General features: G+C 36.4%; 11 protein-coding genes, 1 tRNA gene and 1 pseudogene (1 of these 13 cut by a window edge). 6 read left to right on the top strand and 7 right to left on the bottom strand.

Features of this window, described 5'->3' with window-relative positions; translation table 11 throughout:
- The 3 genes and pseudogenes from L647_RS01000000123770 to L647_RS0106515 all read right to left on the bottom strand — a co-directional run.
- A pseudogene (locus tag L647_RS01000000123770) lies at positions 1 to 695 on the bottom strand (class II aldolase/adducin family protein); it reaches 81 nt to the left of the window's first position.
- Between the two features lie 142 nt (positions 696 to 837).
- Entirely contained in the window at positions 838 to 1164 is a 327-nt protein-coding gene (locus L647_RS0106520; RefSeq protein ID WP_024610449.1) for a c-type cytochrome, read from the bottom strand.
- Positions 1165 to 1356: 192 nt separating this feature from the next.
- Positions 1357 to 1896, bottom strand: coding sequence for a DUF2058 domain-containing protein (locus L647_RS0106515; RefSeq protein ID WP_024610448.1), 540 nt, complete (start codon positions 1894 to 1896; stop codon positions 1357 to 1359).
- Positions 1897 to 2094: 198 nt separating this feature from the next.
- Here L647_RS0106515 and L647_RS0106510 point away from each other — a divergent pair, with 198 nt between their 5' ends.
- On the top strand, positions 2095 to 3243 hold the full coding sequence (locus L647_RS0106510; protein ID WP_024610447.1) for an MFS transporter: 1149 nt from the start codon (positions 2095 to 2097) through the stop codon (positions 3241 to 3243).
- On the opposite strand, the gene L647_RS0106505 is transcribed toward L647_RS0106510, so the two are convergent.
- Positions 3210 to 3710 (bottom strand): prolyl-tRNA synthetase associated domain-containing protein, encoded by a 501-nt coding sequence (locus L647_RS0106505; protein ID WP_024610446.1) that lies wholly within the window; start codon positions 3708 to 3710, stop codon positions 3210 to 3212. The two genes, L647_RS0106510 and L647_RS0106505, sit on opposite strands and share 34 nt — an antisense overlap.
- Position 3711: 1 nt before the next feature.
- The gene (locus L647_RS0106500; RefSeq protein WP_024610445.1) at positions 3712 to 4107 is read right to left on the bottom strand and encodes a hypothetical protein; all 396 of its coding nucleotides are present in this window, start codon (positions 4105 to 4107) and stop codon (positions 3712 to 3714) included.
- A gap of 167 nt (positions 4108 to 4274) precedes the next feature.
- Between L647_RS0106500 and L647_RS0106495 the strand changes: the two genes are divergently transcribed.
- From L647_RS0106495 to L647_RS0106480, 4 genes are all read left to right on the top strand, one after another.
- Positions 4275 to 4350: transfer RNA gene (locus L647_RS0106495), tRNA-Ala, on the top strand.
- Positions 4351 to 4527: 177 nt separating this feature from the next.
- Positions 4528 to 5790 carry an extracellular solute-binding protein gene (locus L647_RS0106490; RefSeq protein WP_024610444.1) on the top strand — a complete coding sequence of 421 codons (1263 nt, stop codon included), beginning with the start codon at positions 4528 to 4530 and terminating at the stop codon, positions 5788 to 5790.
- Positions 5790 to 9011, top strand: a complete 3222-nt coding sequence (locus L647_RS0106485) for a response regulator (protein ID WP_024610443.1) — start codon at positions 5790 to 5792, stop codon at positions 9009 to 9011. Before L647_RS0106490 ends, L647_RS0106485 begins: the two co-directional genes overlap by 1 nt.
- Positions 9012 to 9069: 58 nt before the next feature.
- Positions 9070 to 11277: an EAL domain-containing protein gene (locus tag L647_RS0106480; protein WP_024610442.1), complete on the top strand. Its 2208-nt coding sequence runs from the start codon at positions 9070 to 9072 to the stop codon at positions 11275 to 11277.
- An 82-nt stretch (positions 11278 to 11359) separates the two neighbouring features.
- On the opposite strand, the gene L647_RS0106475 is transcribed toward L647_RS0106480, so the two are convergent.
- Positions 11360 to 12607: a glutamate-5-semialdehyde dehydrogenase gene (locus L647_RS0106475; RefSeq protein WP_024610441.1), complete on the bottom strand. Its 1248-nt coding sequence runs from the start codon at positions 12605 to 12607 to the stop codon at positions 11360 to 11362.
- A complete protein-coding gene (gene proB, locus L647_RS0106470; protein WP_024610440.1) occupies positions 12604 to 13710 on the bottom strand; it encodes a glutamate 5-kinase in 1107 nt (368 codons plus the stop codon). The genes L647_RS0106475 and proB overlap by 4 nt, the downstream gene beginning before the upstream one ends.
- Before the next feature lie 871 nt (positions 13711 to 14581).
- Between proB and L647_RS0106465 the strand changes: the two genes are divergently transcribed.
- Positions 14582 to 14905, top strand: a 324-nt coding sequence (locus tag L647_RS0106465) for a cation:proton antiporter (RefSeq protein ID WP_029880398.1), incomplete at its 3' end; no start/stop codon positions are given.

Here is a 14905-nt window from a genome sequence, read left to right as displayed (position 1 = left end):
CAGCCACTGTGCACTACGTTTGCTTGATTATAAATATTATCGATTATAGGCTGCGGTACTTCAATAATCTCTTGCGAGCTTGATTGCAATGCCAATTGTATTTCACACGCGCGCTGTAAATCATAAAAGCGCATAAACGCATCACCAACGGTAGGACCTACCGTTAAGCCACCGTGGTTTACTAATAACATGTGGTTAGTGCTGCCTAAATCGTCTTGCAGCACTTTTCGCTCATCGTCGTTTACCGCAAGCCCTTCGTAGCCATGATAAGAAAGCGATGGCAGTGAAAACATTGAATACTGGCTAAGCGGTAACAAACCATTTTTTTGCGTTGCAACAGCAATTGTTTCTTTAGTATGAAGGTGAATAACACAATGCGCGTCTTCGCGTACTTCATGAATCGCACTATGAATAGTAAAGCCAGCGGGGTTAATACTAAATGGTGTATCGTCGATAATATTACCGTTTAAGTCTACCTTCACTAAATTAGAGGCGGTAACTTCATCAAAGGTCAAACCAAAAGCATTTACTAAATAATAATCGGTGCCAGGCAAACGTGCTGATAAATGCGTATAAATTAAATCGCCCCATCTAAAATGTTCTACCAGCCTATAACATGCGGCTAAATCAACGCGTAATTGCCATTCTTGTGCTGATACTTTGTTTTTTAAATCTAGTTGGGGTAAATCAAACATAATAAGCCTTTTAAAAACGTACATTATTAGCCTGTACGAATAGATGTTTAGAAGTCTAAAGCAGACTCGATGTTATAGCAAACACCAAACAAAACAGCCACACTATTGTGTGGCTGTTTATAAAGCTAAATAACTGCGTAAATTATTTTACGTTAGCTAGATAATCTGCAATTGCTTCAAATTCTTCATCAGTTACCGCTGCTACCATCGCTTTCATTGCTATGGTCATACCGTTGTTACGTGCACCTGATTTAATATCTTTCATTTGCGCTAATAGGTAATCTTTATTTTGACCATTTAGCTTAGGGTACATACCCATAATTGGTGCTTTACCTTCAGCCCCATGACAAGTTTGACAATTTTTAGCTGTATATAATGCAGCGCCATCGGCTGCGGNGGCAGCGTTAAACGAAAAACTTGCGGCTAAACTAATGCCCGCGCCTAGTAATAGTGTTTTCATCTTGCTCATTGTATTTACTCTTCTTTTGACGGTTAGAAAAAACAGTTCAATTGATTGCAATAAACAACCAAATAAAAAGCATACGTACGAAACGACGCTAGACGATCAACTTAACCACACACTGCTAACTCGTTTCTGCTCATCTTTGTTTGTTCAGCTTAACAAACAAAAATGAGCCGACACTTAATAATTAATAACTTCCTACCAAACTATATCATCTGGCACTTCAAAATCTGCATATGGATCGTCTTCGTCTTTTGGTTTGTTTTCAGGTTCTACATGGAAAACAATATATTTTTCGTCGACCTCAGCCACTTTCCGCGCAGGTTCGTCGTCTAATACATAAAATCGACCTTCAAGAACACAAATAGCTAGACGACCGCCCGATAACGCTTTTTGGGTTTTTTCGTTCACATCTATATTTTTTACTTTATTTTCAAAAGTAAAATTAAATGTTCGCTCACCACGAATAGCATCTTGGTTATGGTGCTCTAATATTTGTTTAACACGTGCTTCTTGCTCACGTTGCTTTAAACCACCTTGGCGTGTTTTATTAAGCTCTTCAGCCTTTTTTTGCTGCTCAAGTTTAGTTTGTTGAATATGCTTTTGTAAGTCACTAGGGTTGCTAGTAGCCCCTTTTTTTGGCTTTTTCTGTTGCTTACGCTTTTCTGACTTTGCAACCTTCGCTTTGTGCGATGTTGTTAATCCTGCTTGAAGCAATTGGTCTTGTAATGAACCCATGGCTTTGTTCCACTAAAAACTAATATTATTGCTATTTTAATCACCAACGAGTTCAAATAACAGCGCTATCGACATTAATCTATCAAACTAGTTAAAACAAACCATGATATAGCACAACTATTGAGGTTTTAAATATGAAATATAAGTGATTTTTAATACAATACACATAACTTACCAGCAAATGCACTGAGCCATATTATGCGACTACCTCACCTGCTTGTTTGCTCTGTGTTTATATTTTTTGTACTTTACGCACCACAACCTTTACTTACTCTTTTTGCGAGCGAGTTTAATGTTGCACCAGCTGTTGCTGGTAGTTTAATGACCGCAGCCATGCTACCTTTAGCTATTGCACCGCTTGTTTACGGATTGCTTTTAGCAAAAAAAAATCCATTATTTATACTTCGTATTGCAATGATTTTTTTAGGTCTCAGCTGCTTACTGTTTATCTATGTACCAAGCTTTGAACTTTTATTATTAGTTAGGTTTTTACAAGGTTTAACACTACCCGCAGCTTTAACCGCAATGACCAGTTACATAGGCATGAGTTATACCGCTGATACACTTCAAAAAAATATGACCCTTTATATAGGCAGTAGTATAATTGGAGGTTATTTTGGTCGCGTACTTGCCGCTTTATTTAGTGATTTATGGCATTGGCAAAGTTTTTATTATGTTATTGCTTTTATGCTTATTTTTTTAGCTTTAACAATTAAACATTCTCGCTTTATTAGCCCTACTACAAAGTCGCAACTCTCCCCACTTGACTACATTAAGCAACTTAAAAAAGGTGCTGTACTTAAAGTTTATGGCGCTGTTTTTTGTATGTTTTTTTGCTTTGCTGCACTACTCAACTATTTACCCTTTATATTAAAAAATACGTTTTTAATAACAAATACTCGCGACATAGGCTTGGTTTACAGTGGTTATTTAATTGGTGCTCTTGCCTCTGTTGCAGCACCTTGGCTACTTAAAAAAGCATCGTCTCCTTGGCACCTATTAGCGGCTGTATTTAGCTTTTATAGCGTGAGTATTATTTTATTAATGAGCCACCAACTCGTATTGTTTTTAACTGCATTTACTTTATTTTGTGGTGCTATGTTTGTAATTCACTCAACTGCCGCGCCGCTCGTTAATAAAATAAGCAAAGCCCCACCAAGCGTAACCAACGGAGGATATGTGTCGTTTTATTACAGTGGTGGCGCATTGGGTTCGTTATTACCCGGTGTGGTATACCAACATCATGGTCAAACGGCATTTATGTTTACTTTACTAGCCGTTTGCTTATGTGGTTTGTCATTAATTATGTGGGCTTATTTTGAGGGTAAAAATACAACGCGTGGCTGATGATTTGTGTGATTAAAAAATGTGTTTAAGTCAGATTTACTAAGCAACCATGTTTGGGTGTTTTCAAACGGATGGCAATGAAATAAATCGCCGCTGTAAATATCTTGGTCAATCCATAAGCTCACTTCGTTTTGCTTGTCGTTTAAAAGCGCCAACATTGATACACACCCTGGTGCTACTTTTAAATACTTAGCTAATCGTTCACTCGATGCAAATCCTAAACGCGAAAGCCCTTGTTGTTTTGAGAGCGTTTTTAAATCGAGTTGCTTATTGTGTGCTGTAATAACTAAAAAGTGTTGTTTACCCTGGTTATCACGTAAAAATAAGTTTTTTAGGCGAGTACCAGGGCGCTCAATCATAAATTCATCAGCCGCTAAGCTCGTATGTAACGCCGGATGTTCTATTACATCGTAATTAATATTTAGGCGCGCTAAAAGCTCTGCTAACTTGGTTTTATCCGCATACATATTACAAACAACGCCCTCTTAATTGCACACTTAAATCTCGCCATATAACATCATTCACTTCATGCTTATTATCGCAATATTTACGCTCTTTTAATTCTTGGTTTAATAACTCCACCGCTTGGTCTTCTAACTGCAGCTTTAAAACACTCGACTCTTCGAAATGCTCTTGTTCAATATACTGCTTAACCTCACCACGGCTTGGTCTATTGTTAGGACCGCGATCAAGATTAAAATTTTCGCGATTCTTTGCTTTTACCGAAACAACATAAGCAAAAAGCTTATTTCCTTGTTCATCTTGTTTTTCATGAAACTGTTTATTATTTATTTCAAAAGGCGGCTCATCAATTGAAGAGCAACCAGCAAGTAAAACCATGAGCGCTAGAACACATTTTTTCATTGTTTTTTATCGTTTTAGTTTCAAATTAAGCTGAGTCTATCAAAAATTGACGTAAACAGTGAAAATTAGTAAAAAAATACTTGACCAAATATGTAAAAAAACTTAAAGTTCGTCCCGCTTGAAACTCAGCAGTCAAGCTTTTATGTAATACATAAAATTAGGAATGTGGGGCTATAGCTCAGCTGGGAGAGCGCCTGCCTTGCACGCAGGAGGTCAGCAGTTCGATCCTGCTTAGCTCCACCACTTTCCTACACTTCACAAAGCAAAATCTCTTTCTTTATTTCCCGTAAATATATTCTTAGTAAATTTTTATTCTGCCTCTTAATACACAAAATTATTTATAATTAGTAACTTCAACTTGAGCATTTACAAGTTCTTAGCTATACATAATGTTACGTGTATTAATACTTTAGGCTTAAAATGGATACCCCTAAGCGCTCGACGCTAAAAAAGCTAGCAGTTATAGGCTTAACCGCAGGCGCTATTACACACGCACCTTATGTATTTGCTCGTAAAAAAGTAACTTTAAGAGTGCTTGGCACACACGTTACCTTGCAAGAAGCTATTCGAAAGCAAGCAATGAGCGACCTAGGTATCGATATACAATTTACCCCAGCAGGCAGCGCAGCTGTATTACAAAAAGCATCAATGAACCCCGGCTCATTCGATTTATATGAGCAATGGTCTAATAGTATAAATGTGCTCTGGGGTGCTGGCTCTATTCAGCCAATAGAAAAAAAACGACTAACCCACTTTAACGAAATAAACTCACTCACTAAAACGGGCAAACTTACAGCAAACGCCAATATTGGTGCTGGCGACGCCCCCTATAAATTATTAAATGTGCAAGCAGATGGCAGTTTAAGCGCACAAGAAAGCGATCATATTAGTTTTTTACCTTACGTACATAATGTTGATTCATTTGGCTACAACACTAAATTTATAAAACCCGGTATAGCCTACGAAACAGAAAGCTGGAGTTGGTTATTAGATGATGCCAATAAAGGTAAAGTGGGTATTGTAAACGAGCCTACAATTGGTTTATTCGATCTAGCACTTGCCGCTCAAAGTAAGGGGCTTATTAAATTTAATAATATAGGCTCAATAACTCGCTCAGAACTAGACAGACTTTTTAAAATTTTACTCGATTTTAAACGCCAAGGTCATTTTAATGGTTACTGGAACTCAGTACCTGAATCAATCGAATTTATGAAAAGTGAACGTGTGCATATTGAAAGTATGTTTTCGCCTGCCGTTGGGGCACTCAATAGCCAAGGCGTAAATGTACGCTTTGCTGCACCAAAAGAAGGCTACAGAGGGTGGCACGGTGTCATGTGTTTATCATCACAAACGCAAGATAGCGTAAAAGATGCTGCCTACGATTATATGAACTGGTGGCTCTCAGGTTGGCCTGGTGCTTTTATAGCTCGCCAAGGGTATTACATTAGCAACCCACAGCGCTCAAAAGCTCTGCTATCGTCTTCGGAATGGGACTATTGGTATGATGGTAAAGCAACCAATATTGATTTATTAAACACTAATGGCGAAATAGCAGTAAAAGCGGGCGAGCAACGCAATGGCGGAAGCTATCTAAAACGCCTTAGTAATATTGCAGTATGGAACACCGTTATGCCAACATATGACTATAGTTTACAAAAATGGTATGAGTTGATTAGCCGCTAATGAAGATACGTTCTATAAAATCAAAAATAATCTTAGCTTTATGCTTACTAATAAGCTTATTAATTTTACAGAGCTACTTTTTTAATTATTCACAAAAGTCACTCTTAAGCTTACAAAAAAAACAGCATAATGCGCTTATTCAAAACGAAAGCGTAGCTAGCTTAGAGAACGATGTTATTTCTTTGCAAAGCCAAGCAATTGCATTTGTAGATCACGCCAATGAAAATACAATTGAAAAGTTTAGCTTTTATTTATCAGCTGCGCACTTAAACCTAAACTTATTAAAAACAAATACCCTTCAACGTACACCTGAATACCAAAAAACATTAACTCGTATAGGCGAATACCTAAACAACTACCAAGAAACATTCGATCAAGTTGTTATTAACAGAGCTAAGCGAGAGTTAGTTTACGCAACACAGTTTAAACAACCTATTACTGACTTAAAAAAACAAATAACAAATTTAGAAACTAACGCTAACATTAAAGATAAAGGCGCCTACACAGATATATTACTGACGATTAGTAACTTAGAGCATGCATCTGTAAGTTATTTATACAAACCAAATTTTGATGAAGCACAAAATGTTAAGCAAAACCTCCAGCATTTGCATTTAAGACTTATTAATATGCCACAAATAAAGGGAGCCCTTATAAATAATACAGCCGATTTAAAACAAGCCCTCAATCAACTTGTGCTATTAACGCGTGGCTATACCTTTTCGATTAATGTGGTGCTGACTGGTATTGAAAATGAGCTACTTTATTTAGCTAATCAAGTTAAAGTTACTGAACGAAAAGAACTACAAATAACTGAAGACAAACTAACGTCTCAACTAGTTACAAATACTGAGCGAGCAAATATGTTTGCGGGGTTAATAATGATTATAATTGCATTAGTAAGTTACCTTATTTTTAAATCAATTATTAAACCAATTAACCAGTTAACTCAGTTACTTAAAGATATGAATAATGAAAAACAAATTACCTTATCAAACACTAATAGTGGTCAAACTGAAATCGCATCGGTAATAAGGGCAGCAAATACTCTTTATTTAAAAAACAAACAAACCAAAGAACTATTAAGTGAAACTCAAACACTTAATATTCAAATGGAAAAAATGAATAAAGACCTTACCTCCTCAATGGAGCAAACCCACGAAGCTAATAAAGCCAAAGGCGACTTTGTGGCAAATATGAGTCACGAGCTTCGCACACCAATGAACGGCATACTCGGTATGTTACAACTTTTACAAAGTAGCGCCCTACCCTCAAGACAAAAGCATTATGTTGATAAAGCATTTTCAAGTGCTTATAACTTATTGCATATTTTAAATAATATTTTAGATTTTTCTAAACTTGAATCAGAAAAGGTACAACTAGAGACCATTCCATTTACGCTGCATACTATTATTTCAAATGCACAAAACCTCTTTTCAGCCAGTGCAAAACAAAAAGGACTAGCCCTTAACTTTACTTTACACGTAGATACAAGTTTAGAACTTATAGGCGACCCATTACATCTAAGCCAAATTATTAATAACTGTATTGGTAATGCTATAAAATTTACAGAGCACGGCGAAGTATCTTTAATAGTAGAAGCATCATCTCAGCATAAAAAAACAATAAATTTACGCTTTACAATAAAAGATACCGGTATAGGGATGACTGATGAGCAGTCAAAACGGGTGTTTCAATCATTTTCTCAAGGTGACTCAAGCACAACCAGAAAATACGGTGGTACTGGGCTGGGCTTAACCATAAGCAAGCAATTAACCACGTTACTTGGTGGAGATATACAGGTAAGAAGTGCATTAAATCAAGGCAGTGAATTTTTCTTTACTCTACCTTTTGTACTGTCGGAGCAACAAGCTCTTAAAAAACATGCTTTATTAATTAGCCCCAGTAGCGAGCAAATTAATAAATTAATGGACTTATTAAGCAGCACAAATATAACAACCGAAACAACGCAAGAACCGCTAAGGGCGATTGCTAAAATATCTCAACCTAACAACCCTTTTAGTATTGTTATTATGTCGCTTGAGAAAAAAGAGTTAAAAGATAATTTTATTTTACAGCAACTAGAAACACAAAATAAAAGCACTGAAAATAAACTGCTACTGATATTGCTTATCAGTGATGAAGAACATCCCGAGCAACTCCCTAAAAATAATAATAATATAGATATTACTGTTATTGGAAATATACATACAGAAACACAACTTTTAGAAAAGTTGTCTCCAAAAGCACCTAAAACTGAAAGCATACAATCTTTTCCTCAGTTTTCGGGTTTTAGTGCACTTATTGTTGACGATAACAAAATAAATCAAGAAATAATGGCAGCACTTTTAACAAAGTTAGATATGAATGTCATTATTGCAAATGATGGGGCTGAATCACTAAAGCTTGCTGATGAAAATGATTTTGATATTATTTTTATGGATATTCAAATGCCGATAATGGATGGGCTTGAAGCAACAAGAACCCTGCGTAGCAGAGGTTACACAACACCAATTATAGCAATTACTGCAGCAGCACATACAAACGATAAAAAAGCGGCCTTAAGAGCTGGTATGGATGACTTTTTAGCTAAACCTATTATTTTTAACCTGCTATATCAAAGCATAGGAAAGTACTTGCTAAGTAATCGCACTTTAAGCACCATTAATTTACCTTTTGCAAAAGAGAATTTAGATAATAATGATGAACTACTAGAAAAATTATTTGCTAAATTTATTAAAGATTACAGTAACTTTGCAAATGAAACCGAAGAGCTAATAAAGAATAATGAAATAAATAATCTTACGCGCCTACTGCATACGTTAAAAGGAATAGCCGGTACGTTAGGGCTTGAGCTATTAGAGCAAAGCGCAATAAAAGTAGAGAAAAAATTAGTAAATGAAAAAATAATTGAATTAGATAGCTTTAATGAACAACTAATATTAACACTCTACGCAGTTAAACAATTTTTAGTAACGAAAAACTTTCAGAATGAGAGTAAACAATTAGGCGATCAAAAAGAGGATATTTCAGCGATTGATGAAATCTACTCATTAGCCTTAACATCTCGACCAATACCTAATAGTTTGATTAGGCAATTAGAAATGAATCAATATGATAGGGAGCATCCCTTATTTAAACTTAAAGAAGCAATTGATTGCTTCAATTACCATTTAGTTATAGAGCTTATTGATCAGTATAGAAATAATAATAAAAACTAGACAATTATTACCAATCTGAACTAGATTTAACACGCATTGAACAGAAAAAGGATTAAAAGTGCATTCAACGTATATCGCTAATAGCAATAAATTAAAAGATGAGCAAAGGCAAAAGCCTTTAATTCTTATTGTTGATGACGAACCTAGTAATTTACACGTATTAGTTGAAGGGCTTTTAACTGATTACGATGTACGTGTTTCTACCAGTGGTGAGCAAGCTTTAATATTTGTAGAGTCAACACGCCCCGATTTAATTTTGCTTGATATTATGATGCCAGGCATGGATGGCTACGAAGTATGTAACAAATTAAAAGCTAAACAAAACACTAAAGGCATCCCGGTAATATTTGTAACTGCTTTAACTGAAGAAGGGGCTGAAGAAAAAGGCTTTGCAATGGGCGCTATTGACTACATCCATAAGCCTTACAAACTAGCACTGGTAAGAGCGCGTATTCGCACGCATATAACAGCTCAAGGGATGCTAGACCGCCTCATTGAAAAAAACTTTGACCTACACGACAAGCTTCTCGAAATAGAATCTCTAGCACAAGAATTGACCCAACGAGAAGAAGAATTAAAACTACTTTCCTCTAAGCAACAGTTATTTTACCAGGCTTTAACAGGTACAGCTGACGGTGTAGTAATAACAGATAGCGATGGTAAAATAATTGCCGTTAACCCTTCTTTTTGTCGAATTACAGGATACTGTGAAGCTGACTCTTTAAAAATGCAATTACACGATATTAAGCAAAACAATCATCCTAGTATTAGTTTTGACCAAGTGTGGGGTCATGCAAGCAAAGCCGGTTACTGGAGTGGCGAACTTGTTACAAGACGAAAAAATGGCGAACTATATCCAGAGCTTTTAACACTAACAATGGTTAAAGGTGAGCAAGACACTAACGTACACTACATTGGTGTATTTAGTGATATATCGAGTGTTAAAATAACTCAAGAGCGTATTGATTATTTAACATGGCATGATGAGCTAACAGGTTTACCTAATCGAAATGGCTTTTTAAAGCAATTAGAGCAACAGCTTCAAACCTGCAATACGGATAAAACCTACGCTTATATTTATATTATCGATATTGATAGCTTTCACTCAATAAATGATGGTTTAGGGCTCCTTGCAGGAGATAATATACTTAAAGACCTTACTAAACGTATTCATACCCATATTGATAAAAAAGATGTTATTGCTCGTTTAGGGAGTGATGAATTTGCAACACTGTGTATTGTAGATAAAGGAATTGGCAGAGCTAGAGCCCAAACAATTGCAGAGCGAAAAGCCCAAGAGTTACTTATAGCAATAAATCACCCGTTTATAGTTAATGAGCAAGAAGTAAGCTTGACGGTAAGTATTGGCACTTATATTTTTCCGCGTGAGGATCAATGGGAAAGTGCTATAGAAACAATTAGAAATTGTGAAGCCGCGTGTTACAAGGCAAAAGAAAAAGGGGGAAATAGAATCACCTTTTTCGATACCTCATTTGGTGAGCAAGCAAAACGTCGCTTTGAAATAGAGCAAGATTTACGCAAAGCAATTGCACAAAATGAGTTGTCTCTGTATTTGCAGTCGCAATTTGATCGCAATCAAGAACTTAAAGGTGCTGAAGTTTTACTACGCTGGGAGCATCCTCAAAAAGGGTTTATAAGCCCTGGTGAGTTTATATCTATTGCTGAAGAATCCGATATTATTTACGACCTAGATTGCTGGGTCAGCTCCAATGCACTTAAAATACTGGCTAAACTTGGGGAAACCCATCCACATTTAAATTTATCTATAAATATTAGTGGCAGACATTTTCATGAGGCACGCTTTTTAACATTTATCAGCCAACAAATTAAACAACACGGAATTAATCCTCAACAGCTTACAATTGAGATTATTGAAGGTACTCTTTTAAATCATATGGAGGCTGCAATTGAGGCTGTTCACCTTCTTAAAAAGTTAGGTGTTAGAGTATCTATAGACGATTTTGGTACAGGTTATTCAAGCTTAACCTATCTGAAACAACTGCCGATACAAGAACTTAAGATTGACCGCTCATTTGTATTAGAAGCACCAACTGATAATAACGATAAGTTAATTGTTGATATGATTGTGAGTTTAGGTCGTTTATTTGAATTAGACGTTGTTGCTGAAGGGGTAGAAAATAAATCGCACTTTGATTTATTACAAGAATATCCTGAGGTTATATTGCAAGGTTACTATTTGCATAAACCAGAGCCGGCAAATGATTGGCTCGAAAAACTAAAGTAATAAGCAATGGCTAAACTATTAGCCATTAAAATAGAAAAGCCGAGCATAGCTCGGCTTTTTAGTTTAATTTTATACTATTAACTTATTCGCGTACTTGGCCTTCACCATTCACTAAGTACTTTTCAGTTGTTAGTGATTCAAGACCCATTGGTCCGTAAGCATGAAGCTTAGAGGTTGCGATACCAATCTCGGCACCTAAACCTAACTGTGAGCCATCTGAGAAGCGTGAAGATGTATTAACCATAACTACTGATGCATCAACACTACGTTGAAATAACTCTGCTGCAGTTTGGTTTTTAGTACAAATTACTTCAGTGTGGTTTGAGCCAAATTGAGCAATATGCTCTACCGCTGCTGTAAAGCTTGGTACTACACGAATAGCGATTTCTAAATCTAGGTATTCTTCACCAAATTCATCATCAGCTAATACTGTTGCGTTATCAAAATACTTAGCTGCTTGGCTATCTGCATTTATTTTTACACCCTCTTGGCGTAATACCACGGCACACAGATTTAAAAACTCATCAGCAACATCTTGGTGAACAACTAAGCCTTCAAGCGCATTACATACGCCTGTACGCTGTGTTTTACCATTAAGTAATAAGTTAATTGCCACTTCTAAATCAGCGTCCTTATCTACATACAAATGACAAACACCTTTGTAATGCTGGATCACTGGAATAGTACTGTTTTCAGTTACAAAATTAATTAAACCTTCGCCGCCGCGCGGTATTATTAAGTCAATACTCTCACGTTGCTGCATTAATTCCATTAATAGTGCACGGTCTGGATCGGGTATTACCGAGATAAGCGCTAAAGGTAAATTGTGTTTTTCAAGCACGCTATGCATTACGCTCGCGATTGCTTGTGAACTTTTAAGCGCTTCTTTACCGCCACGTAAAATAACACTATTACCTGATTTGAAACACAATGCGCCGGCATCCGCTGTTACATTTGGACGCGCTTCATAAATCATACAAACTACGCCTAGTGGTACACGCATTTTACGAATTTTAATACCATTTGGACGTTCTGTGATATCACGCAGTTGACCAACTGGATCATCAAGGCTAACTATAACTTCAATGCCTTGCGCCATTGACTCAATACGCTCGTCGTTTAGTGTTAAACGATCAATCATTGCTGCTGGTAAACCGTTGTCGCGAGCAGCGCTTAAATCACTTTCGTTTTCTTTAATTATAAATGCTTTTTGAGCTCTAAGTGCTGCTGCTATCTCTGTTAATACTTGATCTTTTGTCTCGGTATCGAGTAAAGCAAGTGTTAATGCAGCTTTAGCTGCCTGACGTGAAATGTCTGTAATTAAGCTCATGACTTCTCCAATAATGCGATATATTTCTCAGATATTACAGGTCCAATTGAATCCTGCATTTTTTCACTGAATTCACTTTGTTCGTTGTCTGCAATAAAGTTCAACAAACAACTACTATAATTTGCGGTCGCTTTCGCTAACCGAGTGCCATCTTCACTACGAACTAAAATAGTGTCACCAACGGCAAACTCGCCGTGTACTTCCATTATTTCATCGCCGCGAATACAGCCTGTTTCACCTTCTAATGATTCATCAAATGATCCATCAACAACAACTTCGCCTTGCTCGTTTGCTGTGTGTGTCATCCAATGAACAGAATCTTGCATTGGTTTTTCGTATGGTAAGAATATACTACCAGGGTTTTCGCCAGCTAATAGTTGTGTAAATGTTTCTTCTTTAAAACCATTTATAATATATGTTGCGATACCATGTGAAGTCGCTTTTTCTGCAGCTTCTATTTTGGTTTTCATACCGCCCGTGCCTACTGAACTTGTAGCACATCCTGCCATAGCATAAATAGATTCATCAATTGATTTTATTTCAGGCAATAGCACTGCATCATCATGTAAATTTGGATTTTTATCGTATAACCCATCAACATCTGAAAATATTAATAATGCATCTGCATCTGCCGCAGCTGCTACCATCGCTGATAAATTATCGTTGTCACCTACTTTTAGATCATCGGTCGTTACAGCATCATTTTCATTAATGATAGGTAATACACCGTGCTCTAGTAAGGTAAATACGGTTTCGCGAATACTCTGATAGCGGTCATGGTCACGTAAATCACCATGAGTTAGTAATAATTGCGCTGAAGGAAAATCAAAAAAGCGATCCCACATTGCCATCATTTCAGTTTGACCTGCCGCCGCCATTGCTTTTTTCATAACAACAGTACGTGGTTTATCCGATGGGAATAAGTGTGCGCCTGCAGCTACAGAACCCGATGAAACTAAAATAACTTCAATACCACGGGCACGACAACGAACAATAAACTGTGCGATAGTTAGTAAATAGCGTGAACGACAGCCATCTTGATCTGGTGCAATTAAAGCACTACCTACTTTAAGTACAATACGTCGCCAATTTAACTTTTGCATAAGAGCTCAACTTTCCATTTTATCTGCGCTCATCTTTACTCGATAAGCTAAAACTAGGTAGCTACGTATAAAACATAGCTTCGAATTTGTCTTGTCATTTAGGCAACACTTTTTTACGCACGCGAAAAGGCCATATCTAAAACCATGGTTGTAGATTTAAGCTCGAGTATAAAGTAGCAACAACTCAATAAAATTGAGCGGTACTAAATCAGAAAATTTAAAAAGTGTTGTTTATGCATCGCTGTAAAAAGCTGTGTGAAGCTTTTCTATTAACAACATACATAGAGCCTCTAAAGTCTGATACACCGACAGATAGGGTGAAGACTTAAGGACCGAGATTTAACCGCCACGATGGGGATTAAATATTGAAAGGTAATAGTTCAACTCAAACCTTTGCTTACTTAAAAAATTAAATAAACTTGTTTAGCAAAACCATACCAAAGAGTTCGGTAAATGACATTTTGAGTATTCAAACTCAAATTTAACTGTTACTGCATGATTATAAGGTTTAAATATGACGCTAACATTAACGAGTCATTATTTAATAACAATAAACATACTTAGATAACTAATTGTTTGAACACGAAGTATAATACGTCATTTTGGGGTGTAAGATCAAGGCTAAAATTTAAACGGCATTGGTAATATTGTTTAAAACCTCTATTTTTATCCTTTATAATCAAAATATTAAGTTCCTTTTATGCGCTTTAATAAGGCTCTTCGGTACTTTAGCAATAATTAAAGCTCACTAATCTTTTATAAGCAGCTAAAATTCATTAGTAATATTTGAGTTTCACGTGTATACCCCTGTACTAATAATTAACAAAAGTTATACTTTAAAATATCGTCATAAATAAGGAATTCTTAATCTATGTCAGCAATTTATATAGCCGGTATCGCACTTTGCTCTGTGCTTGCTCAATGGGTAGCATGGGCGTTTAAAGTGCCTGCTATTCTTTTTTTATTGCTTACGGGACTGTTATTAGGGCCATTTAGTGGCGTATTAGACCCAGATGCACTTTTAGGAGACTTACTGTTTCCAATTGTATCTTTAAGTGTTGCGGTGATCCTGTTTGAAGGTTCACTCACATTACATTTTCGAGAATTAAAAGGCATTGGTAAAGTTGTTAGAAACCTCTGCTCTATCGGTATGCTTACTACCTGTATTGTTGTTAGCCTAAGTGCTTATTGGCTA

Origin of the sequence: Pseudoalteromonas sp. TB64, assembly GCF_000498095.1 — a bacterium.
Taxonomy (GTDB): Bacteria; Pseudomonadota; Gammaproteobacteria; order Enterobacterales; family Alteromonadaceae; genus Pseudoalteromonas.
The sequence above is the reverse complement of the archived record's forward strand: the minus strand, read 5'-3'. Positions and strand labels throughout refer to the sequence as shown.

Excerpts from the sequence above, each read along its gene's own strand:
- L647_RS0106515 (WP_024610448.1), bottom strand. The coding sequence starts at position 1,896 with ATGGGTTCATTACAAGACCAATTGCTTCAAGCAGGATTAACAACATCG.
- L647_RS0106510 (WP_024610447.1), top strand. The coding sequence starts at position 2,095 with ATGCGACTACCTCACCTGCTTGTTTGCTCTGTGTTTATATTTTTTGTA.
- L647_RS0106505 (WP_024610446.1), bottom strand. The coding sequence starts at position 3,710 with ATGTATGCGGATAAAACCAAGTTAGCAGAGCTTTTAGCGCGCCTAAAT.
- L647_RS0106500 (WP_024610445.1), bottom strand. The coding sequence starts at position 4,107 with ATGAAAAAATGTGTTCTAGCGCTCATGGTTTTACTTGCTGGTTGCTCT.
- L647_RS0106490 (WP_024610444.1), top strand. The coding sequence starts at position 4,528 with ATGGATACCCCTAAGCGCTCGACGCTAAAAAAGCTAGCAGTTATAGGC.
- L647_RS0106485 (WP_024610443.1), top strand. The coding sequence starts at position 5,790 with ATGAAGATACGTTCTATAAAATCAAAAATAATCTTAGCTTTATGCTTA.
- L647_RS0106475 (WP_024610441.1), bottom strand. The coding sequence starts at position 12,607 with ATGAGCTTAATTACAGACATTTCACGTCAGGCAGCTAAAGCTGCATTA.
- proB (WP_024610440.1), bottom strand. The coding sequence starts at position 13,710 with ATGCAAAAGTTAAATTGGCGACGTATTGTACTTAAAGTAGGTAGTGCT.